The sequence below is a fragment of the Epilithonimonas sp. 33E genome (genome assembly GCF_059372615.1).
Genome location: NZ_CM182009.1, coordinates 582,110 through 606,018, shown reverse-complemented (window position 1 = coordinate 606,018; position 23,909 = coordinate 582,110). Strand labels below are relative to the sequence as shown.

20 protein-coding genes are annotated in these 23,909 nt (G+C 36.4%); 15 read left to right on the top strand and 5 right to left on the bottom strand.

Going from position 1 to position 23,909, the window contains the following annotated elements; all coding sequences use genetic code 11:
* Positions 1-18: 18 nt before the first annotated feature.
* From AC5P2S_RS02925 to rimM, 9 genes are all read left to right on the top strand, one after another.
* Positions 19-1,050 (top strand): YncE family protein, encoded by a 1,032-nt coding sequence (locus AC5P2S_RS02925; protein ID WP_494556157.1) that lies wholly within the window; start codon positions 19-21, stop codon positions 1,048-1,050.
* A gap of 147 nt (positions 1,051-1,197) precedes the next feature.
* The gene (locus tag AC5P2S_RS02920; protein ID WP_283416276.1) at positions 1,198-2,457 is read left to right on the top strand and encodes an NAD(P)/FAD-dependent oxidoreductase; all 1,260 of its coding nucleotides are present in this window, start codon (positions 1,198-1,200) and stop codon (positions 2,455-2,457) included.
* 84 nt (positions 2,458-2,541) lie between these two features.
* Positions 2,542-3,216 carry a tRNA (guanosine(37)-N1)-methyltransferase TrmD gene (trmD, locus tag AC5P2S_RS02915; RefSeq protein WP_283416275.1) on the top strand — a complete coding sequence of 225 codons (675 nt, stop codon included), beginning with the start codon at positions 2,542-2,544 and terminating at the stop codon, positions 3,214-3,216.
* 89 nt (positions 3,217-3,305) lie between these two features.
* Complete coding sequence (locus tag AC5P2S_RS02910) at positions 3,306-3,755, top strand: GreA/GreB family elongation factor (protein WP_283416274.1); 450 nt, start codon at positions 3,306-3,308, stop codon at positions 3,753-3,755.
* A gap of 56 nt (positions 3,756-3,811) precedes the next feature.
* Positions 3,812-4,324, top strand: coding sequence for a nitroreductase family protein (locus AC5P2S_RS02905; RefSeq protein ID WP_494556156.1), 513 nt, complete (start codon positions 3,812-3,814; stop codon positions 4,322-4,324).
* A 29-nt stretch (positions 4,325-4,353) separates the two neighbouring features.
* A complete protein-coding gene (locus AC5P2S_RS02900; RefSeq protein ID WP_494556155.1) occupies positions 4,354-5,646 on the top strand; it encodes a cryptochrome/photolyase family protein in 1,293 nt (430 codons plus the stop codon).
* 64 nt (positions 5,647-5,710) lie between these two features.
* A complete protein-coding gene (locus AC5P2S_RS02895; RefSeq protein WP_494556154.1) occupies positions 5,711-8,023 on the top strand; it encodes an FIDD domain-containing protein in 2,313 nt (770 codons plus the stop codon).
* A 237-nt stretch (positions 8,024-8,260) separates the two neighbouring features.
* Entirely contained in the window at positions 8,261-8,833 is a 573-nt protein-coding gene (locus tag AC5P2S_RS02890; RefSeq protein ID WP_494556153.1) for a 30S ribosomal protein S16, read from the top strand.
* 78 nt (positions 8,834-8,911) lie between these two features.
* Positions 8,912-9,454 (top strand): ribosome maturation factor RimM, encoded by a 543-nt coding sequence (rimM, locus tag AC5P2S_RS02885; RefSeq protein WP_283416270.1) that lies wholly within the window; start codon positions 8,912-8,914, stop codon positions 9,452-9,454.
* Between the two features lie 4 nt (positions 9,455-9,458).
* Here the strand turns inward: rimM and AC5P2S_RS02880 are convergent, their stop codons facing one another.
* Together AC5P2S_RS02880 and AC5P2S_RS02875 are read right to left on the bottom strand one after the other, a co-directional pair.
* A complete protein-coding gene (locus AC5P2S_RS02880) occupies positions 9,459-11,105 on the bottom strand; it encodes a serine hydrolase domain-containing protein (protein ID WP_494556152.1) in 1,647 nt (548 codons plus the stop codon).
* 186 nt (positions 11,106-11,291) lie between these two features.
* Positions 11,292-12,098, bottom strand: a complete 807-nt coding sequence (locus AC5P2S_RS02875) for a helix-turn-helix domain-containing protein (protein WP_494556151.1) — start codon at positions 12,096-12,098, stop codon at positions 11,292-11,294.
* A gap of 157 nt (positions 12,099-12,255) precedes the next feature.
* On the opposite strand from AC5P2S_RS02875, the gene asnS reads away from it, so the two are divergent.
* The 6 genes from asnS to AC5P2S_RS02845 all read left to right on the top strand — a co-directional run bounded on the left by asnS (position 12,256) and on the right by AC5P2S_RS02845 (position 21,184).
* Positions 12,256-13,704, top strand: a complete 1,449-nt coding sequence (gene asnS, locus AC5P2S_RS02870) for an asparagine--tRNA ligase (RefSeq protein ID WP_494556150.1) — start codon at positions 12,256-12,258, stop codon at positions 13,702-13,704.
* A gap of 119 nt (positions 13,705-13,823) precedes the next feature.
* Positions 13,824-15,896 carry a M13 family metallopeptidase gene (locus tag AC5P2S_RS02865; RefSeq protein ID WP_494556149.1) on the top strand — a complete coding sequence of 691 codons (2,073 nt, stop codon included), beginning with the start codon at positions 13,824-13,826 and terminating at the stop codon, positions 15,894-15,896.
* Between the two features lie 154 nt (positions 15,897-16,050).
* A complete protein-coding gene (gene rpoN, locus AC5P2S_RS02860; RefSeq protein ID WP_120213943.1) occupies positions 16,051-17,514 on the top strand; it encodes an RNA polymerase factor sigma-54 in 1,464 nt (487 codons plus the stop codon).
* A gap of 189 nt (positions 17,515-17,703) precedes the next feature.
* Complete coding sequence (locus tag AC5P2S_RS02855) at positions 17,704-18,363, top strand: succinate dehydrogenase cytochrome b subunit (protein ID WP_283416263.1); 660 nt, start codon at positions 17,704-17,706, stop codon at positions 18,361-18,363.
* Positions 18,364-18,377: 14 nt separating this feature from the next.
* Positions 18,378-20,387 carry a fumarate reductase/succinate dehydrogenase flavoprotein subunit gene (locus AC5P2S_RS02850; RefSeq protein WP_379953374.1) on the top strand — a complete coding sequence of 670 codons (2,010 nt, stop codon included), beginning with the start codon at positions 18,378-18,380 and terminating at the stop codon, positions 20,385-20,387.
* 23 nt (positions 20,388-20,410) lie between these two features.
* Entirely contained in the window at positions 20,411-21,184 is a 774-nt protein-coding gene (locus AC5P2S_RS02845) for a succinate dehydrogenase/fumarate reductase iron-sulfur subunit (RefSeq protein WP_283416262.1), read from the top strand.
* A gap of 68 nt (positions 21,185-21,252) precedes the next feature.
* Here AC5P2S_RS02845 and AC5P2S_RS02840 read toward each other — a convergent pair whose 3' ends face one another.
* From AC5P2S_RS02840 to AC5P2S_RS02830, 3 genes are all read right to left on the bottom strand, one after another.
* On the bottom strand, positions 21,253-21,489 hold the full coding sequence (locus tag AC5P2S_RS02840) for a PspC family transcriptional regulator (protein WP_283416261.1): 237 nt from the start codon (positions 21,487-21,489) through the stop codon (positions 21,253-21,255).
* A 17-nt stretch (positions 21,490-21,506) separates the two neighbouring features.
* Positions 21,507-22,775, bottom strand: a complete 1,269-nt coding sequence (locus tag AC5P2S_RS02835; protein WP_494556148.1) for a DUF2851 family protein — start codon at positions 22,773-22,775, stop codon at positions 21,507-21,509.
* Positions 22,776-22,901: 126 nt separating this feature from the next.
* Entirely contained in the window at positions 22,902-23,702 is an 801-nt protein-coding gene (locus AC5P2S_RS02830) for a hypothetical protein (RefSeq protein WP_494556147.1), read from the bottom strand.
* Between the last annotated feature and the right edge of the window lie 207 nt (positions 23,703-23,909).

Genomic DNA, 23,909 nt, shown 5'->3' with positions numbered 1-23,909 from the left:
TAAATAATTTTAATACATATGAAAATCAACAACCTTTTAACTTGTTTTTTTGCATCGGCATTATTGCTGGTTGCTTCTTGTAATGACGATGACTTTGATTTCGAAAATCAGGAAAAGTCATACAGCGGAATCCTTGTTTCAAATGAAGGTAACTTTGGAACACCTAGCGGTGAAGTTTCTTTTATCCCGGCCGATTTTTCTACAATAGAAAACGGAATCTACAAAAAAGTGAATAATGCCGATCTTGGAGATGTTGTTAACAATATTGGGTTTTCCGGAGATCAAGCCTATATTGTTGCTAATAATTCTAACAAAATCGAAGTTGTCAATCGTTTCAGATTCAATAAAACGGCAACTATTACGGACAATGTAAAGCAGCCACGTTACATTACTTTTGCGAACAACAGTTTTTATGTCACAAACAGCACCTATAATGGAGACCAATATGTTGCGGTTTATAATTCTGCCAACAACAATTTCGTAAAAAAAATAAACTTTACAGACACTGTAGAAAGGATTGTTTCCGCTGGTAATAAGGTTTTTGTTCAGCATGCTTCTTATGGATTTGGAAATAAAATTTCGGTTATCAACAGCGCAAACGAAGTAGAAAAACTTATTACACTTCCACACGGACAGATCACTAAAACTGTTGCAGCTGACAATGTGGTATATACATTAACCAATGATTATGTGGATACTTATTTATATCAAATCAATGCTGCGGGTGAAATCACAAAGGAAACCAAATATGCAGGAATTCCAAATGGAGAAAACCTGAGTATTGGAAATAACAAGGTTGTTTTCAATTCAAAAGGAAACGTTTATGTAACCGATTTATCAGGCACATCTACGCCTGTTCCCACTTTTACGATTGCTCCGTTTACAGATTATTCTACAATTTATGCTTTGGAAGTTCTTAATGGTAAAATTTTCATTTCCGATGCTAAGGATTACAAAGAAGCATCTAAAATTTCTGTTTACTCTCTTACCGGCAATCTTGAGAAAACATTTTCAGCTGGCATTATCGCCGGAGGTTTTTATAAAAATTAATTTTTTCATCATTTGTGTTTTTATAAGCTCTTCCTGGTATTTGGAAGAGCTTATTTTTTGGAAATAAAAATCAAATCCAAACTGTTAAGCACAATTTTTGCATAGCAGAATTCGAAAAATAAAGCTTAATTTTATAAAAAATTCACAATGAGGGAAAAGATCGTCATCATCGGAGGAGGTTTTGCAGGTTTACAGCTCGCACGTCATCTTAACAACAATCCAAAATATAAAGTAATGGTCATCGACAGGATGAACCACCACATGTTCCAGCCATTATTCTATCAGGTTGCAACCGGGCGCATTGAGCCTTCCAACATCTCTTTTCCTTTCAGGAAGATTTTCCAGAAATCGAAAAACATCCAGTTCCGGATGACAGAAATTGAGAAAATTATTCCTTCAGAAAATAAAATTATTGGTAAAGATGGTGTTTTTACCTATGATAAATTGGTGATAGCGACAGGCTGCAGAACTAATTTTTTTGGTAATCAAAAGATGCAGGAACTGACATTGGGAATGAAAAATACTCAAGAAGCGATCACCATCAGAAATCACATTTTAATGACTTTCGAAAAGATGATTATCGAAAGAAAAGCGAGCGATGACGGCAACTGGAATCTTGTAATTGTAGGAAGCGGGCCGACAGGTGTTGAGCTAGCCGGTGCATTTTCTGAAATGAAAACCTACATAATGCCGAGAGATTATCCAAGAATGAATTTTTCTGACCTCAACATCATTCTCATCAGTTCCGGCGACAAACCGTTGGAAGCAATGAGCCAGGAATCTCAGGACGCTGCGGAAAAATACCTGATTCAGCTTGGTGTGAAATTTCTGAAAAATGAACGGGTAACAGATTATGACGGTGACAAAATCTATATGCAAAGTGGCAACTCGATTCCCACAAATAATGTGATCTGGGCAGCAGGTGTTACCGGAAATATCATTGATGATTTCAATAAAGAAAATCTTGTGAGAAACCGATATATCGTTAATCGTTACAATCAGGTAAAAGGTTACGATAATATCTTTGCAATTGGTGATATCGCTTATATGGAAACACCAAAATATCCGCAAGGTCATCCTCAGGTCGCGAATGTTGCAATCAATCAAGGGAAAAATCTCGCTAAAAATTTCAAAAAAAATTCAGAAAAAGACTGGCAGGAATACGAATACATTGACCGCGGTTCTATGGCTACCATCGGGAAACACAGAGCGGTTGTTGATTTGCCTAAATTTAAATTTCAGGGTTTTCTTGCTTGGTATTTCTGGATGTTCTTACATTTGATGCTGATTCTGAGCGTCAGAAACAAAATTGCGATTTTCTTCAACTGGATGTGGAGCTATTTTAATAAAGACTCATCTCTGAGATTGATAATTGCACCTTCCAACAAAAACCCAACAGAACAATAATATAGATGATAATCGATGATTGATAATTGATTACAATTCGTCGCTCATCATTCATCATTTATCTTTTATCAATTATAAAAAAATATGCGAATCGATATCATCAGCGTAGTTCCTGAACTTATGGAAAGTCCGTTCAAAACATCAATCCTCAAAAGAGCGATGGAAAAAGGACTGGCAGAAGTTCATTTTCATAACATCAGAGACTGGAGCATTAATAAACATCGCCAGATCGATGATGAACCTTATGGCGGCGGCGCTGGCATGGTGATGATGGTAGAACCGTTGGACAAATGCATCTCCGAACTTAAATCTCAAAGAGATTATGATGAAATCATCTACCTGACTCCTGACGGCGAAACATTGAACCAAAGAATCGCCAATACCTTATCAATTAAAAAGAATCTGATTTTTCTTTGCGGCCATTACAAAGGTATCGACCAGAGAGTTCGTGATCTGCACATTACAAAAGAAATTTCCATTGGTGATTATGTTTTAACCGGCGGAGAATTAGCAGCTTGTGTTTTGGCAGATTCTGTTATCCGATTATTGCCTGGTGTTTTGAATGACGAACAAAGCGCTCTGACAGACAGTTTTCAGGACGACCTTTTATCACCGCCAATCTATACAAGGCCTGAGGTTTATAAGGATTTAGCTGTTCCGAAAATTTTGTTGAGCGGTAATTTTGCAGCGATAGAAGATTGGCGTCACGATGAAGCTGTGAGGATCACGAAAGAGCGAAGACCCGATCTTTTGGAATAATTAATGATATAATCACACATAACCTTTCTAATTTCTAGAGAGGTTTTTATTTGTTTCTAAAATCATTATCTTTATTTAAAATTGGATTTATGCAGAAGACTGTTTATGATAAAAGTGAATTACGGGATTTTGTGAACGACAGCATTTCGGGGAAAGTGAAAACTTTGGAATTTTACCTCAACTTCTCTCTGGAAGCCAGCCGTGACATCAAAAAAACATCAAAATATGATTCGATAAGAGAGGAGATTCAGGAGGAGATTTATCACTTGGATAAGCAAATGGTTTCGTTGAAAAGTATGCAGAACCAGATGCGAAAAGTCCTGAATTCGGAATCCGATGTTGTAAAATTAGGTTCACTGGTTATTACCAACAAAGCCCGTTTTTATATTTCTGTTTCTTTGGGAGAATTTTTCTTTCAGGGTGACCGTTTTTATGCCATTTCTCCCGAAAGTCCGATGGCGCAGACAATGATGGGAATGAAACCCGGCGATTCGTTTATCCTTAATAGAATCAGTCAGGAAATTGTGGAAATTTTTTAATCGATTTTGATTTTCAAAATTAAAGATTACCTAATTCTAATTCGTAATTTTACGGAATGGAAAACGCAACAATTCTCAAACACATTATAGAAGAGCGCAGAAGCATCTTCCCAAAAGATTACTCGGACAAAGAAATTCCACAGCATATCATTGACGAAATTCTCAGCAATGCCGTCCTAGCTCCGAATCATAAACGTACAAAACCTTGGCGCTTCAAAGTCTTCAAAGGAGAAGAAAAACAAAATCTTGGACAGGAATTACAAAATATTTACAAAGAAATCACACAAGACTTTCAGTTTCTGCAAAAAAAATATGATGATATTAGTTTTAAAATTTCGAAAGCCAACGCTGTCATTTCAATTGTGGTCGAATTCAGCGGATTAGTTCCGGACTGGGAAGAAATTGCCGCAACATCTATGGCTGTACAAAATATGTATCTCACTTGCACCGCCTACAGAATCGGCTGTTATTGGAGTTCTCCAAAAATCGTAAACAACTTGAAAGATTCTTTGAAAATTGAAGAGAATCAACAATGTTTGGGATTGTTTTATCTGGGAAGTTTGGAATAATTTTTTATTGATTTATTATAAAATTATCAATGCAAAAAATCTCAATATTCTGGTTTCGGAGAGACCTTCGTTTGGATGACAACAAAGGCTTGTCCGAAGCGTTGAAAGCTGATGAAAAAGTAATCCCCATTTTTATTTTTGACAAAGATATCCTTGACCTTCTCGAAGATAAATACGACCGTCGTGTAGATTACATCCATCAAGCTGTCGAAAGAATCAATAACCAATTGCACGAGATTGGAAGTTCATTCTTGACATTCTATGGAATACCTTTGGATATTTTCAAACAATTACAAAAAGAATATGATATCCAATCGGTTTATTGCAACAGAGATTATGAACCTTCGGCAATCAAAAGAGATGACGAGGTTAAGGATTTTCTCCATTCAAAAAACATTGAGTTTATCGATTTCAAAGACCAGGTGATTTTTGAGAAAAACGAAGTTGTAAAAGATAATGGCGAGCCTTACACGGTTTACACACCTTTTTCTAAAAAGTGGAAGAAATTGCTTTCAGAAAAGGATTACAACACAAATAATCTGAAGAACGACCAATTTCAAAAACTACCAAAAAAGAAAATCTTAACCTTAAAGGAAATCGGATTCGAGAAAACAGACTTGGAATTTGAAGAGCCAAAACTGGAATCCAAAATCATTGATGTTTACGATAAAAAAAGAAATTTTCCTGCTTTGGATGCGACCACACATTTGGGAATTGCATTGAGATTTGGAACGATTTCGATTCGGAAGTGTGTGAAATTTGCTTTGAGTCATAATGAAACCTGGCTGAATGAATTGATTTGGAGAGAGTTTTTCATGCAGATTCTTTTTCACTTTCCGAAAGTAATGAAGCATTGTTTCAAGGAAAAATATGAAGATATCCAATGGCGCAACAACGAATCTGAATTTGAAAAATGGTGCAAAGGCGAAACAGGTTATCCAATTGTAGATGCGGGAATGCGGCAACTGAACCAAACCGGGCGAATGCATAACAGAATCAGAATGGTAGTCGCCAGCTTTCTCACCAAACATCTTTTGATAGATTGGCGTTGGGGCGAAGCTTATTTTGCTAAGAAATTGTTGGATTATGATTTGTCCGCCAACAACGGAAATTGGCAATGGGCAGCAGGTTGCGGCTGCGATGCAGCGCCTTATTTCAGAGTTTTCAATCCGGATGAGCAAACAAAGAAATTTGATAAGGATTTGAAATATATCAAAAAGTGGAATCCTGATTTTGAAAACAGTGTTCTGAATAACAGAATCGTGGAACACCAATTTGCGAGAGAAAGAGCTTTGGCAGTCTATAAGAAAGCTTTGAGTTAATAAAATATTTGTCTTAAAGTAAAGTTATTTTTAGTTTTGCAAAAAAATAAAACACGTAACTCTGATGAAAAAAATTGCAATCGTTATTTTTCTTCTAATCTGTAAATTATTTTTCACGCAAAACCGCGAAGCTAATGATTGCATTAATTATATTCAAATCTGCGGAAATCAAACCATTACATTAAATCCAACAGGCTATGGCGTACAGGAATTGGACAGCACCAAAGTATGCCATAGTATTGAACATAATTCTCTTTGGCTGAAATTCACAGTAAAAACCAGTGGAACTTTAGGCTTTGATCTTATTCCGACAAGTTCTGCCATTGATGTCGATTATGATTTCTGGATTTTTGGGCCCAAGGCTTCTTGCAGCGCATTGGGAAGCTCTATCAGATGCTCTACCACAAATCCTGAAGCAGCTTTTTTGGCTGATAATCATACAGGGATGAGAGATTCAGAACCTGCCGGTGATTTCTCTGAAGGTCCGGGCGAACTTGGCGATGGTTATATAAAATCTCTAGATGTTCTAGCTGGTGAATCTTACTTTTTAGTTATTGACAGACCTATTGGCAACGGTTCATTTACTCTTAATTGGACAGGAACAGCAATGCTGGAAGACCCATTCAGTTCTGCACCCAATCCTTTCGGAACAGTTCCAGATATCGCACTATGCAACACAAGTACAGTTTATGATTTTTCTTCTTATACATCTAATATATTAAATGGTAATCCTGATTTTGAGGTAACTTATTACGATACATACGAGGATGCTACTTATGATGAAAATAGAATTACCCGGCCTTTAACACTTAACAATCAAAACTATTTTTATAGGATTCAAAGTAAAGTAACAGAATGTTTTCGGGTAGAAACAATCAAGGTCGAGTGGAAACCACTTACACTTTTAAATCCTGATCTAAAAGTTTGTAAAAACAACTTGGACCAAGGAGTCTTTAATCTTAAATCTGCAGTTCTTACCAGTGAACCGACATCAAGCATAAAATATTATCTGACATTACAGGAAGCTCAGGATCATATTCCCGGAACAGAAATTCTAAATCCTTCAGCTTACACTTCAGCCGGAGGTTCTGTGTTTGCCTGGGTGATGACAACCAATGGGTGTGAAAACTCTGCAGAAATATTTTTAAATTTCTATCCTGTTCCCAATGTAGATACAAGCTTATACAATGCTAATCTTTGTGATAATGATCTGGATAATTCAATCAGCTTAAAACTATCTGATATTACTCCTATTATTGTTAATAATCCTAACAATTTTGAAGTCTATTACTATCTTACATCTAACCCGGCAACACCTTTATCTGACAATTTCACTTTCACAAGAAATACTTCAGTCATTATTGAAGTAAGAAGTAAAAATGCTTGTCCATCAGTTTTTGGAACAATCAATTTTAATATTGCCCCACAGATTTTACTGAATAGTGTATCACCAATAGAAATATGTGATACAGACCGCTCCGGAAACGAACCAATTAACCTGATTGATTACATCAATTTATTTACTACACAGGCATCTAACATTACTTTCTATGAAACCTCGAATGATGCAAAAACAAAACTAAATAGTATTTCTAATTTACAAGATCTTAAAACCAGCAAAAGTTTTTTTTTCCGCTTTGAAAATAACATCGATTGCCCAGCAGTCGGAGAATTAAAATTAATTTTCAAAAATCCGAAAATATCAAGTATGCTACAAGATGTTACTATCTGCAAAGAAAACAATATAATCTTGGATGCCGGATCAGGTTTTGATGGTTATTTATGGGATTCTGGATCTACACTCTCTACTTCTGGATCATTAAGTGTGGGTGAACATTGGGTTGACCTTACATTTGATGGCTGTACAACCAGACAAAAAGTGAATGTAATTGCTGAGGAAGAAGTTGTTATCAAAATTTTAGAAATTGAAAATAACATATTAAAAATTACCGCAACCGGGGGAACCGCTCCATATGAGTATTCTATGGATGGAATAATTTGGCAATCTTCAAATACTTTTAATAATGTTCCAAAAGGAATTCAGAAAGTGTATGTAAGAAGTGCTAAAAAATGCATTCCCTCTGTGAGAGAATTTTCTAATATCAATCTTGTTAATATTATAACTCCTAATGGCGACGGAAAAAATGATATACTGGATTACTCAAGCTTGAACCTGAAAGACCATGTCACATTTAAAATAGTTGACCGTAACGGTCAAATCGTTTTTGCATCAAAAGACGGAAAATATATTTGGGACGGAAAACATAACGGACGAATTTTACCAACTGCATCATATTGGTATATGCTGGAATGGACAGAACCAGACACAGGAGTGATTCATAAATACAGCTCCTGGATTTTACTGAAAAACAGATAATTCTTCAATAGCCTGATTGTAGTGGAAATCCCGCAGCGAGGTGGCGGAGCATAGCGGAGCCGACCCAGCGAGGAATTGCAACGGAAAGCAGTTTCCCGGCTCCTAAAAATTGAAAGTTTAAAGTTCTATTCTTAAGGTTTTTAGATTTTTTAATTCAAGCTATTGAACATTGAACTTTTTTTGTATCTTTGCGCACTTAATATTTAATCGGGACGTGATCCCACAAATTTAAAATTTATGTCAGTAAAAATCAGATTACAAAGACACGGATCAAAAGGGAAACCTTTTTTCCACATCGTGGTTGCAGATTCAAGAGCTAGAAGAGATGGTAGATTCATCGAGAAACTAGGAACTTACAACCCAATTACTAACCCTGCAACTATCGATTTGAACGTTGATTCTGCTGTAAAGTGGTTAAACAACGGAGCTCAGCCAACTGATACTGCAAGAGCTATCCTTTCTTACAAAGGTGCTTTGTACAAAAAACACCTTCAAGGTGGTGTTGCCAAAGGTGCTTTTGACGAGGCTGAAGCTGAGAAGAGATTCGCTGCTTGGGTTGAAGCAAAAGATGCTAAAGTACAAGGAAAAGTTGAAGGTTTATCAACTGCTAAAGCTGATGCTAAAAAAGCAGCTCTGGAAGCTGAAGCAAAAGTAAACCAGGCAAGAATTGATGCTGCTGCGAAAGCTGAGGCTGATGCAAAAGCTGCTGAAGAGGCTGCTAACGCTCCTGCTGAGGAAGTTGCAACAGAAGAAGCTGCTACTGAAGAGCCAACTGCTGAGGCAGAAGGAACTGAAGAAACTCAGGCTTAATTCTTTAACAAAAGATACAAAACAAAGACACGAAGTTTTCGTGTCTTTGTTGTTTAATAAAATTCATCATCGGAAATAATGAAAAAAGAAGATTGCTATTTTTTAGGAACGATTACCAGAACACACGGATTACAAGGGAATGTTATCTTAAAACTAGACACTGACCAACCTGAGATGTACAACAAACTGGAATCGATTTTTGTGGAAGTCAATGGTTTACTAGTTCCTTTTTTTGTGGAGAAACAATCCTGGTCCAAAGCAGACACCAAAATTATTTCTTTCAAAAATTCTTCCGAAGCCTTGGTGAATCAATCGCTTGGAAAAGGTGTTTATCTTCCACTTTCTACTCTACCGCCATTGACCGGGAAAAAATTCTATTACCATGAAGTGATTGGTTTCGAGATCCGTGAAGCTGATGGAAAAACTTGTGGAAATATTGTTTCTATCAATGACCAGACCGCTCAGAATTATTTCATCCTTGACCTTGCCGGAAAAGAAATCATCATTCCGATTATCAGAGACTGGATTCTGGAAGTGAATCGTGAAGAGAAATTCATCAAGATGTTTTTACCAGAAGGTTTGATGGATGTGTTCTTAATTCCTTCTAAAAAGGACGAATAAAAAATCACTCATTCAAAACAGAAGGAAGTAAATATTCCTGAACAATTTTATCTACCTGCGAATGTGCATAAGGTCTGTTATAAGCTTTTGCTGTAATAACCATTACAATAGGAAGATCTTTAAAAATGATAATTTTGTTCCCGCCATTTCCGCTGGATTGATAAGATTCATAGCTTTTGTTTCCGACCTTGTAAACTTTTCGCCAAAACAGATAACCGTAACCTTCTGATTCCTTGTTATCAGCAAAATAGTTGGTGAAAGTTTTCTGAATCCAAGTTTTGTCTAAAATTTGCCTGCCATTCCAAATTCCATTATTCTTGTAAAGTTGTCCGAACTTGGCAAAATCCAAAGCTCGCATTCGTAATCCACCTGCTAAAGAAGGTTTGTTTTGAGGTGTGAACTGCCATTTGTAATTCGTAATGCCAAGTGGTTGGAATAGTTTTTTGTCTGCATAATCCTTTAAACCTTTAGGAACAGATTTGTCCAGAATATCTCCGGTAACAACGACTCCTGCGGTGAAATAATGCCAAATTTTTCCAATTTCATTCTCAGTCATTGGCAAATCCAAAGTGAATTTCACCCAATTATCCGTTGGATACATATTTTCTTCATTTCCAACAGAATCGTAATCAGCATCATTGCCATCAAAAGCAGAACCCATTGTCAATAAGCTTTTAAGCGTAACACTATCTTTTTTCGGAGAATAATTTTTGAATTGTTTCAAATCATAAAAATCTTTCAGAGTTTGATTTTCATTTTTGATATAACCATCTTTGATTGCAATTCCCATCAAAGCTGAAGAAAAGGATTTCCCGACCGAACGTGTATCATTTAAACTATCCCTATTATAGCCATTAAAATATTCTTCCAACAGCAATTTTTCATCATTAATCACAACAATTCCTGTAATCTCTCTGAATCTATTTTCAGCAATTTTCTGATTGAGAAGTCTGATTTTCTCTTGGTCGATTTTTTCATTAGAAATTTGCCAACCGCTGTTCGGTTTGATTTTTTGAACAGCGATTTGTTCTTCGGAAATATTCTTTTTTGGAACAGTTAATTGGATTTTGCCGGATGCAATCACGCTTCCAACTTTCAATGTTGAAGTTTTCAAATATGGTTTGATTTCGATTTTCAAAATATGATTTCCGACTTCCAAAGCGTCCATTCCGCCATTTGCAAAGAAAAACCTCATCCAAAGATATCTTCCCCAAGAATCTTCATTTTGGGTGTTCAGAAACGGAATTCTAAAATTGGTTTTAATTTTTTTATCTTCCATTTTTCCCGCTCCGGAATTAAGATTTTCGGTATAAATCAATTTTCCGTCAACATAAAAATTGAATTGGTAATTTCCTTTTTTAAGCAACTCATCAACAGTCAAAGAATCATCAAGCTGATAAAGATAATTGACCAAAGAATTATCCAGAAAAACCCGAATATCAAAATCTTTGTCCTCCTGAAAAGTCATAGTTTTAAGAAAATCAGATTCCTGGAGATTGTCAATTGAAACTACTTTATCTAAAAACAGAATTTGGTTCAAATGCTTTTTCTGAATGGGATTTTCGATTTTTTCAGGCTCAACGATATTTTCGATTTGACTTTGAGAAAATCCGAAGACTAAAATTAGGAGAAATAAAAAAGTTGATTTCATTGTAAATTTTATCTGACAAAATTAAACTTTGAATTTCGGAAAAAATAGAATGAAATTAACATCGTTGTGATTAACCACAAAGACACAGAGATTTTCACAAAGAACACAAATTATTTTAATATTTTACGAAGTCAAGCCTTGTGATCTTTGTGTTATAAAAATAAGCTTTTGTGTCTTTGTGGTAAATCAAAGTTTTTTCAGAATATTTTTAAATTTAAATGGCGTGACTCCAATATTTTCTTTAAAACACCGGATAAAATGACTTTGATCCGCAAATCCGCATTCCAAAGCAACTTCGGACAAAGAATCATTTTGATTAAGTAAAATCAATGATTTTTCGACTTTAAGTTTTCTGATATATTCTCCCAAGTTACACTGAAAATATTTTTGAAAATCACGACTCAAATGCATCGGATGAATATTCAAAGTTTTAGACAGTTCTGTGAGGTTTAGTTTCTCAGTAAAACTTTCGCGGAGAATTTCATCAATCTGGCTGACCCAAACCGGTTTCTTTCCAGAGTAACTTTTCTGATTGGACAATTGGCTGAAAAGATTCAACAAAACTTGATTAATACTCAATTCAAAAGAATTATCATTCAATTTTGATTCTTTGAAAATCTGGTAAATCAATAATTTGAAAGCAGGATTTTTGATATTGAAACTGCCTTCCATATTTTCTTTCGAAACATGAAATTTCTCAAACCATTCTTCTGTAATTTCGATGTGGAAACCTCGCGTAAAAATGTCAGGTTTGATATTGTAGTGCGCGTCTTCCCAATGATGATAAAGCAAAGTTACTGCAGAACAATCGTAGATTTCTTTCTTGTTCCCTTCCGTCATATTTCCCTGAAGCAGAAAAGTGAAATAAGGATTCTCGTGATAATGCCAATCGACATAAGGATGCGTGTATTCTGTGTCCGTAATGGTCAATCCATCGAAGTTGAGCTTTTCATTGGTCCGTCCAAAAAATTCGCCATTACGAAGTGTGTTCATTTTTTGAATTTAAAATAAATATCGGGATTTACATCAAATAAACAAATTTATATTTAATTCTATATCAATATGGTAGTATTTATACATTCAGGTTGTCTTTTTTTTCTAAATTTGCACTCACTTAATTTTAAAGAAGGAACTTTACAAAGTTTATACGATGAAAAGACAGACGATTAAAGACTTATTAGCAGATTACAAAAAAGTTTTGCATCACGACATTACCGTTCAGGGTTGGGTAAGAGCGTTCCGTTCTAACCGTTTTATAGCTCTTAATGACGGTTCTACAATCAATAATCTGCAAGTGGTTGTGGATTTTGAAAATTTCGACGAAGAAACTATCAAGAGAATCAATACTGCTTCGTCTTTGAAAGTTGTAGGTGAAGTGGTGGAAAGTCAAGGTGCAGGTCAAACTGTAGAAATCATCGCTAAGAAAATCACTGTTTTGGGAGATAATTTCTTTGACGAATTACAAGCAACCATTCTTCAACCTAAGAAACACAGTTTGGAAAAATTGCGTGAACAAGCGCATTTGAGATTCAGAACCAATTTGTTTGGAGCAGTTTTCAGAGTGCGACACGCGGTGAGTTTTGCGATTCACTCCTTCTTCAATCAAAATCAGTTTTTCTACATCAATACGCCTGTAATTACAGGAGCTGATGCAGAAGGCGCTGGTGAAATGTTCGGCGTTACCAACTTCGACCTTAATCAAATTCCAAAAACAGAAGAAGGCGAAATAGATTTTTCTCAGGATTTCTTTGGTAAGAAAACCAACCTGACAGTTTCCGGACAATTGGAAGGCGAAACTGCGGCAATGGGATTGGGAAGAATTTATACTTTCGGACCAACGTTCCGTGCAGAAAACTCGAATACAACACGTCACTTAGCTGAGTTCTGGATGATTGAGCCGGAAGTGGCTTTCAACAATTTGGAAGATAATATCGATTTAGCAGAAGATTTTCTGAAATATGTAATTAAATATGTTTTGGATAACTGCAAAGACGATTTGGATTTCCTTGACAAACGTTTTGCCGAAGAACAAAAACAAAAACCAGAAAAAGAAAGAGCAAAAGAAGGTCTTATCGAAAAGCTGGAAAATGTGATTGCGAAGAGATTCAAAAGAGTATCTTATACAGAGGCGATTGAGATTTTGCTGAATTCTAAAGAAAATAAAAAAGGGAAATTCGTTTATCCCGTTGAAAAATGGGGAACCGATTTACAGTCTGAGCACGAGAGATTCTTAGTAGAAAAACATTTCGAAAGTCCGGTTGTTTTGTTCGATTATCCGAAAGAAATCAAAGCGTTCTATATGAAACTGAACGATGACAATAAAACGGTTGCAGCAATGGATGTCCTTTTCCCTGGAATTGGTGAAATTATCGGTGGTTCTGAAAGAGAAGCGAGACTGGATGTTTTGAAAAAGAAAATGGCAGAAATGCACGTTGACGAAGAAGAACTTTGGTGGTATCTTGACACTAGAAGATTCGGTTCAGTTCCGCACGCCGGATTTGGTTTAGGATTGGAAAGACTGGTTCTTTTTGTAACAGGAATGACCAACATCAGAGATGTAATTCCTTTCCCAAGAACACCGAAAAGTGCAGAATTCTAAGCATTATTCAGACAATAAATAAAAGCAAAATTCCTTCAATTAAAACTGAAGGAATTTTTTTATGAATATCGATAAAATTTAAAATCATTAGATTTGAAAATATTAAAAATAAATCTTTAATGAAAAAGTTAAGCATTTACCTGATGACAGTCGGCGCCACCTTTTATGTTGGCAGTACTGTCACGGCACAGAACAAAACCGCAAGCCAGAAATCCGTACAAACCAACACGCCAAAAGATGAAGGCATCAACCTTTCCTATATGGACACTAATGTGAGACCTCAGGATGACTTCTATAATTATGTAAATGGTGGCTGGATGAAAACCGCAGTAATTCCTTCTGACAAGCCAAGTTGGGGCTCATTCAACGCTTTGAGAGAGGATGTGGACGTGGCATCTTTGGATATTCTGAACAAGGTGCTTTCGGAGAAATTTGCACCCAATTCGGAAGGCGAAAAAATTCAGGCACTGTACGGAACTTTCATAGACTGGAAAAAACGAAATGCAGAAGGTATCAAGCCTATTCAATCACAATTAGGGAAAATTGACGCCATTAAAAACGTCAAGGATTTACAAAAATATCTTATCGAAGCTACACCTTCCGGAGATAATCCTTTTTATGGATGGCGAGTTAGTGCAGACATGAAAAACTCCGTAATGAACGCGGTTTATCTGGGTGGACCAAGTTTAGGTTTAGGCAAAGATTACTATCAAAAAGTAAATGATGCCAATACCAAAACTTTAGCTGAATATAAAAACTATGTTGCCAAACTTGAGACGGTTTTAGGCAACAAAAATCCTGATGCAACAGCTCAGCAAATTGTTGATTTCGAGAAAAAACTGGCACAAGATCTTTTGACTCTGGAACAAGGTCGTGATGCAAATTTGCGTTACAATCCGAAAACCGTTAAAGAATTAAAACCTTTGGTGAAAAACATCAACCTTCCGGATTATCTTAAAACGGTTGGCGTTAACACAGACAAAGTGATTATTGGCGAATTGAAATATTATCAAAATATGGATTCTTGGATGACAGACAATAATATCGGACTCATCAAAGAATATATGAAGTATGACCTTCTTAACAACAATGCAGGCAATCTGGACCAGAATCTGGACAATATCCGCTTTGATTTCTATTCCAAATATCTGCAAGGTCAGCAGGAGCAGCGTTCTATGGAAAAACGTGGACTTGGAGTAATCAACGGCGTTTTAGGAGAAGCTTTTGGAAAACTTTACGTTGAGAAAAATTTCCCAGCGGAAGCCAAGCAAAAAATGGAAACGTATGTAGATTACATCAAAAAATCATTCAAACTCCATATCGAAAATCTTGAATGGATGTCGCCAGTAACCAAGGAAAAGGCATTGGAAAAATTATCAAAATTCAAAGTGAAAATCGCTTATCCGGACAAGTGGAAAGATTATTCAAAATTAAATCTTAAACTCGCATCCAATGGCGGAACCTACTTTGATAATCTCGAGAAAATCACAGAGTGGACATATGCGAAGAATCTGGACAAAGTAGGAAAACCGGTAGATAAGACGGAATGGGGAATGTCGCCACAAACCGTGAATGCCTACTACAGTTCTTCGAATAACGAAATTGTCTTTCCGGCAGCGATATTGCAACCGCCGTTTTTCAATTTCAAAGCCGATCCTGCTGTTAACTTTGGCGGAATCGGTGGTGTTATAGGTCACGAGATTTCTCACGGATTCGATGATAGCGGTTCCCGTTTCGACGGCGATGGAAACCTGAACAATTGGTGGACAGACAGCGACAGAAAGAACTTTGATGAAAAAGTGGGACAGCTGGCAGCGCAGTATGATAAATACGAACCAGTGAAAGGAAGCTTCGTGAATGGAAAATTCACTAGTGGAGAAAACATTGGAGATTTAGGCGGAATTAATGTTGCTTACACAGCTTTACAAATGTATCTGAAAGACCACGGAAATCCTGGAAAAATTAGCGGTTTGACACAAGATCAAAGATTCTTTATGAGCTGGGCAACCGTTTGGAGAACCAAATCTACAGACAAGTATATGACCAACCAGGTTAAAACCGATCCGCATTCGCCGGGATATTACAGAAGTTTTGGACCACTGGTGAATATGGATGCATTTCAAAAAGCATTTGACATCAAGCCTGGAGACAAATTGTACGTAGCTCCGGAAAACCGAATCAAAATCTGGTAAACAAAAAACCTTCAGACCGCAATCTGAAGGTTTTTTATTTTACTAACTATTTAACTTGAAAGTAATACATCAAAAATCGTGCTAAACTTGTTGTTTTTAAAAAATATTTTTCTAACTTCGTAAAGTTGATCATTAAATTGACAATTGAAAAATTATGCTAAAGCAAAATCTACAACTTAAACTCGGTCAAAAACTAGCGCCTCAACAGATCCAATTGATGAAACTGATACAACTTCATACTTTGGAGTTCGAAGAGGAATTGGAAAGAGAACTGGAAGAAAACCCCGCTTTAGAAAAAGTAGCGGATGAAAATGCGGAAGAAGACTATTCCAAAGCAGACGAAGAATACGAAAGTGAGGGCAATGAAAGTATCGAAACAGATTTTGATGTTGATGAGTATCTTTACGATGACGAACCGAGCTATAAAACCGCAAGCAGTAATTATTCCGCCGATGATGAAGAATTTGACAATCAGTCCCTTTTAACAGAAGGTCAGACACTTTACGATTATCTCTTGGAGCAAATTCGACTTTCTAATATTGATGAAGAAGATTTGAAAATTGCAGAGTATATTATCGGAAACCTTGATACAGACGGCTACCTTAGAAGAGAAATCAAATCCATCGTTGATGACCTAGCATTCTCACAAGGTATATATACAACTATCGAAAAAGTAACAGATATTCTTGAAAATTATGTTCAAAAACTGGATCCGCCAGGTGTTGGCGCAAGAGATCTGAGAGAATGTCTTCTTTTGCAGATCGAGAAAAAAGTAAGCTCTGACTCCGCGGTAATTTTAGCAGGAAACATCCTGCGAAATCAGTTTGATGCATTAGCAAATAAGCATTACAATAAGATTCTTCAGAAGTATGACATCGAAGAAGAGGATCTGAAAGAAGCTTTGGACGAAATCTCAAGATTATCACCAAAAGTTGGAGGAAACTTTGATACACAAACGATCACTATTAATCAAGAGATTATCCCGGACTTTGTGATTCAAATCAAAGACAACCAAGTTATTCCTTCTTTGAATAATAAAAATGCGCCGACTCTAAGGGTATCTGAAGAATATAAAGAGATCCTATCAACTTATTCTCACGATAAAAATTCTGCAGAACATAAGCAGGCAGCACTTTTCATCAAACAAAAACTGGATGCTGCAAAATGGTATATTGATGCAATCAACCAAAGACAAAATACACTACTGCAAACTATTACTGCGATTGTAAAACTTCAGAAAGATTATTTCCTGACCGGCGACGAGAAAAATATCAAACCGATGATTCTGAAAGATGTTGCTGACATTACAGGCTTCGATATCTCGACCATTTCCAGAGTCGTAAAAAGCAAATATGCAGACACTCCTAACGGAATTGTTTATCTTAAAAACCTGTTTTCTGATTCATTAACCAATGATGATGGCGAAGAGGTTTCTACAAAAGAAATCAAGCAACACCTGCAGGAAGCTATAGACAAGGAAAATAAGAGAAAACCTTATACAGATGACGCTCTTGTGGGAATCCTCAAAGAAAAAGGTTACAACATTGCAAGAAGAACAATTGCAAAATACCGCGAACAACTGAATATCCCGGTAGCAAGATTAAGAAAAGAATTATAAATCCAACCTCGAATTATTTCGAGGTTTTTTATTGATTTTACAAACAGAGTATTATAAATTTTGAAACATTCGTTAACATTATTTTAACGTTATTTAGAAAGATTACAAACTATATTTTTCTGACATTTCTCAATGTTATATCACTCAACTATTTTCTAAATTTGTGAAAATTCAAATAACAACAGAATTATGGCAGGTATTACGTCTTCTATAGGCAGAAAATATGCTATGGCACTTTCAGCAATGTTTTTGCTGATTTTTTTGGTGATGCACTTGTCCACCAATTTTATTTCAATCTTCAGCGAAGATGGATTCAACACGGCATCTCATTTTATGGGATACAATCCTGCCGTTCAGTTTTTGATGCAGCCAATCCTGATTTTTGCAGTGGTTTTCCATTTTGTAATGGGCTTTGTTCTGGAAATCAAGAACAATAATGCAAGACCTGTAAAATATGCGATGAACAATGGTTCTGCAAACTCTACATGGATGTCCAGAAACATGTTGATTTCCGGCGCTGTTATTTTAGCATTTTTAGCTTTGCATTTTTATGATTTTTGGTATCCGGAAATCAGTTATAAGTATATCCAAGGGAACAATCCTGATGAGTTGAGATATTGGGAAGAATTGCACCACAAGTTCCATGATATATGGAGAGTTGTTCTGTATGTAATTGCTTTCGTATTATTAGGCCTGCACTTAGCACACGGATTCCAGTCTTCTTTTCAATCTATAGGAGCAAGACATCCAAAGTATACGCCTTTTATCAAAGCATTTGGAAATTGGTACTCCGTTATCATTCCGCTTGGATTTATCATCATTGCAATTTATCATTTCGTTACTCAATAATATAAAAGTTAATTATGGGTTTAGATTCAAAAATTCCTGCTGGTCCGCTTAAGGACAAATGGAAACATCATAAAGATCATATGAACTTGGTTGCTCCAAACAACCGAGACAAAATAGATATCATTATTGTTGGGACAGGATTAGCCGGCGGTTCTGCTGCTGCGACTCTTGCTGAACAAGGCTATAATGTAAAAGCATTCTGTTATCAGGATTCTCCTAGAAGAGCACACTCAATTGCAGCTCAGGGAGGAATCAATGCGGCTAAGAATTATCAGGGCGACGGTGATTCAACTTACAGATTGTTCTATGACACGATCAAAGGTGGAGATTACCGCGCAAGAGAAGCTAACGTATACAGATTAGCTGAAGTTTCTGCTAATATTATCGACCAGTGTGTTTCTCAGGGAGTTCCTTTCGGGAGAGATTACGGTGGTCAGCTAGATAACCGTTCGTTTGGTGGGGTTCAGGTGAAAAGAACATTTTACGCAAAAGGACAAACGGGACAACAGCTATTGTTAGGTGCATACTCTGCAATGAGCCGTCAGATCGGTAAAGGCAGAATCAAGATGTACAACCGTCATGAGATGATGGACCTTGTAATTGTTGACGGAAAAGCAAGAGGAATCATTGCAAGAAATCTTGTAACCGGTGAGATCGAAAGACATTCAGCCCACGCAGTTGTTATTGCTTCCGGAGGTTATGGAAACGTGTATTTCCTTTCTACCAACGCAATGGGATCCAACGTTTCTGCAGCCTGGAAAATTCATAAAAAGGGAGCCTATTTTGCAAACCCTTGTTACGTACAGATTCACCCGACTTGTATTCCTGTTCACGGAACTCAGCAGTCTAAACTGACTTTGATGTCAGAATCTCTTAGAAACTCAGGAAGAATCTGGGTTCCTAAAAATATTGAAGATTCTGTAGCGATCAGAGAAGGAAAACTTAGACCTGAAAATATTAAAGAAGAAGACAGGGATTATTACCTTGAAAGAAGATATCCTGCTTTTGGTAACCTGGTACCAAGAGACGTTGCCTCCAGAGCTGGTAAAGAAAGATGTGATGCAGGTTACGGAATTGAAAATAACGATACGAAAGAAGGCGTTTACCTGGATTTCTCTACAGAAATCATGAAAAAAGGTAAAGAAGCCGCTATCGAAAAACATATCCATAATCCAACGGAACAACAGATATACGATCTTGGTAAAAAGTGGATTGAAGAGAAATATGGTAACTTATTCGTAATGTACGAGAAAATTACCGCTGATGACCCTTACAAAACGCCAATGAAAATTTATCCTGCTGTACACTACACAATGGGTGGCGTATGGGTAGATTATAATTTGCAATCTACAATTCCCGGATGTTTCGTAATCGGAGAAGCTAACTTCTCAGATCACGGTGCTAACAGATTAGGAGCTTCTGCTTTGATGCAAGGTTTGGCAGACGGATATTTCGTCTTGCCTTATACAATTGCTGATTATCTTTCTGCTGACATCAGAACTGGTAAAATTCCGACAGAATCTGCAGCCTTTGACGATGCAGAAAAAGAGATTAAAGATAAGATCAATTTCTTCTTAACTAATAAAGGAACGCATTCAGTTGACTATTTCCATAAAAAACTAGGCCACATCATGTGGAACAAAGTTGGAATGGGAAGAACGCCTGAGGGCTTAAGAGAAGCCATCAAAGAAATCGAAGAAGTAAGAAAAGACTTCTGGCAGAATGTAAAAGTTCCCGGTGAAGCCGATAATCTGAATCCTGAATTGGAAAAAGCTTTCAGAGTTGCTGACTTCCTGGAACTAGGACAACTGATGGCAATCGATGCGCTTAACAGAAACGAATCTTGTGGAGGACACTTCCGTGAAGACCACTCTACTCCGGATGGAGAGGCAAAACGTGATGATGTGAATTACAAATATGTTGCCGCTTGGGAATATAAAGGTATGGACATCAATGCCGAAGTAATGCACAAGGAAGAGCTTGTGTATGAAAATATCGAAGTTAAAGCAAGAAGTTACAAATAATCTCCATTCAAAAATATATAAAAATGAGTGCAAAAAAAGGCTTAAATCTTACGCTGAAAATTTGGAGACAAAAAAATAATAAATCGAAGGGACAATTCGAAACTTATAAAATTTCTGACGTTTCAACAGATTCTTCATTCCTGGAAATGTTGGATATCCTGAATGAACAACTAATCAACGACGGGAAAGACCCGGTTGCATTTGATCATGATTGTCGTGAAGGAATCTGTGGTATGTGTTCGCTATATATCAATGGTAGAGCGCATGGTCCGGACACTGGGATTACCACTTGTCAGCTGCACATGCGTCATTTCAAGGATGGCGAAACGATCCACATCGAACCTTGGAGAAGTGTTGCTTTTCCGGTAATCAAAGATTTGGTGGTTGACAGAAGCGCATTTGATAGAGTAATGGCTGCAGGCGGCTTTATTTCTGTGAACACATCCGGGAACACCACCGATGCAAACAATATTCTTGTTCCAAAAGAAGATTCTGATAAAGCAATGGATGCCGCTGCCTGCATAGGATGTGGAGCTTGTGTAGCTACTTGTAAAAATGGTTCTGCAATGCTATTTGTGGGTGCCAAAGTTTCTCAGTTTGCATTATTGCCACAAGGTCGTGTAGAAGCGAAAAGAAGAGTCCTGAACATGGTGAAAGCTATGGACGAAGAAGGTTTCGGAAACTGTTCCAATACCGGAGCTTGTGAAGTAGAATGTCCAAAAGGAATCTCTCTGGAAAACATTGCAAGAATGAACAGAGAATATGCCGTAGCTAATCTTACTACAGCTAATTCTTAATCTAAAAAACAGAGCATAAAAAAATATAATCCGGTTGCAATTCAACCGGATTTTTCATTTGGAATAACTTACAAATCAAAAACACTCGGCCTTTTGGTAATGATACAATCCTTTACCCAAAGCATAAAAGCCAGGCCAAGATAAAACAAAAAGAAAATCCCTGCTGTTGCAAAAGTAGAATATATAAAGAAAACCCGTAATTTGGAAACAGGAATACCGAGTTTGGTTCCGTATCTCGTCAAAACACCAAACCACTCCCTTTCCATCTTATGTCGTAAACCGTTAACAACTCTAGGCTCTTTCATTTCTTTTAAATCGAATTTTAAGCATCCGTTTTCAGCAATTGAAAACCAATACTGCAATTTAAGCATTTTTTCTGACTGCAAAATATTTTGTACTGATAAAGAAAGGCCTGGGTCTGTAAGGCATTTTCGAATTTCATTCCTAATACTTTCCATTCAGCAATAATCGAATTTTTTTCAGATTTCATCTGCTTATAGAAATCAAAAATATCATCGACTATTTCCGGATTGTGATTTTTATGATAGAAATATTTCAAAGGCAGAATTGTATTAATGATTATCAAATCAATGAAATCTTCACTAAGATATTTTTTATTTTCTACCGTCGAAATCTTTCCGAAATTGAACCGATTGTCCCAATACCCGGAAGCTTTGACATTATTAAGCAGACTGTACAAATCATCAATCGTTTTTGCTTCAATCAACTTTGAAAAAAGATTAGGTTGAGAATGATAAAGATTGGCTATTTGGGATAATCTTATGGTTGGGAAATTCGGTGGACGAAGTTTGGAAAATTTGGGATAAATCCGGACATCCGGCAAATTAAATTTCAAATTCAAAAAATCAAATTCCCGTTTCCAGATTTGCATAATTTCATCTTTCGGAACCTCCAAAAAACCGCAGATTCCAAAAAACAGAGCTTCCAGATGTATATCATTTTGCTTGATTTTCTGGACAACTGCAAAATCAAGACTTTCCGCTATTTGAAGAAAAATTTCGGCATTCACTTTTAATCCAAAAGTGTAAAGCAGATTTTGGAATAAAACAGCTTCATAATTGTTATGATTTTTGTGTAGTGATTCCTCGAAGATTTGGGATTTGGCTTCTAATTTCTTAAGCAAAACCGTTTCTTCAAAAAACAAAGGGATTTTATTCTCATCAAATAATTCTTCGCAAGCAATAAAGGCGTGTTCTGCTTTTAGATTTTGATGGGTCTGAATCAGCTTCTCATCAATATAATTTTTGAGTTCCAAAGTCGGAATATTCTGCCGTTCTAATTCCGGGATATCACAATCGTTGATATAAACCACATGAAGAATAAGGTTTTCAAACTCAGGATTTCCGGAATGATTGTGAAAAAACCAATCGGACGCTTTGGTGTGAATCTCGATATTTCCTGCAAAAATAATGTTGTCAATTTTAATTTTGGCAAAGAGAAAATCCGGACCAGAATTCTTATTCCATTCTCCGAACTCCGGGATTTCAATAATTCGCCCGTCAGTAGAGATAAAATCGAAGTTCAGGAATTTTTTGTAATTCCAGATGTATTGTAATATTTCTTCATTCATTTGTGTGGACGTTTTATATAAAAATTTTCAAGCAAAAAACCCTTTCAAAGTTTGAAACTTTAAAAGGGTTTTAAGTTACAGAAATATTTTAAATGTAGATTCGAAAATTTATACAATAATTTCAGACTATCTTTTATAAAGCGGTGTTCTTTTCGCCAGATATTCTAAAGTGGCTTTGTAAGCATTCTCATAAGGCCAAAATGAATTATGGTTTTGAGTGAAAAGGTTATCGCCATTAACGGAAAAGATGTTCATCGTGATGCTGGTATTGTAATTCTGATACGTTGTTGAAGAGGACGAGCCCGTGGAATTAACCTTTGCACCATTGTTCTTCTGCGAAACATCTGTATTGGAGCTGTCGTAATTGGAGGTATATGTATTCGTCTTTTCTATGGAAACCAATCCGCTGATGACATATTCTACATTCAGGATGTGGGCAATTTCGCCCATGGTGAAGCCTTGCATATTACTTTCATTGATTCCGGCTTTGTACAATAGCGCGTTGGTTTCCGTAGGATCCTGGAACTTAAGATTCTGTTTTTTGGAATTGAAAATTGTATAAGTTTCCTGCTGGATTTTTTTGGTCATTGTCTCATTGCTTTTTTCCTGGTCTCTTACATAGCTGAAAGGCAAGATCGCTACTTTGTTCTTGTAATCTATGGACTGTGAAGTGTTCGGCGTAGTAGCAGTCGCATTAAGGTACTCTATGCGGCCGGAAGAAAATGTGATTTTGGAAATGTCTTTTTTGTTGAGCGTGTATTCCAAAGTCTCGTTCTGATGAATAAACGTAATGTCATTCGGATTATACTTAACGACTTTTCCGCGGAGCTCGCTGCCGTCGGTCATTGTAATGGTATCAGTTTGGGAATAAACTAAGAAGCCAATTAACAAAAAGAAGATTGTAAGAAAGTGTTTTTTGATACTCATAATGTTGTGCTTTTGATGATTCAATAAATTATCAGAAATATTTTTCTCTAATTTATAAAATAATTTTTAACAAAACATTAGTCCTCAAATAATTATACATTATAATATTTCCCTAAAACACTTCGATTCCGCTCACTGTGACAATTGTAATATCCATAATTGTCACACTGAACGGAGTCGAAAGACTTTTTTCTTAATTTAGATTTT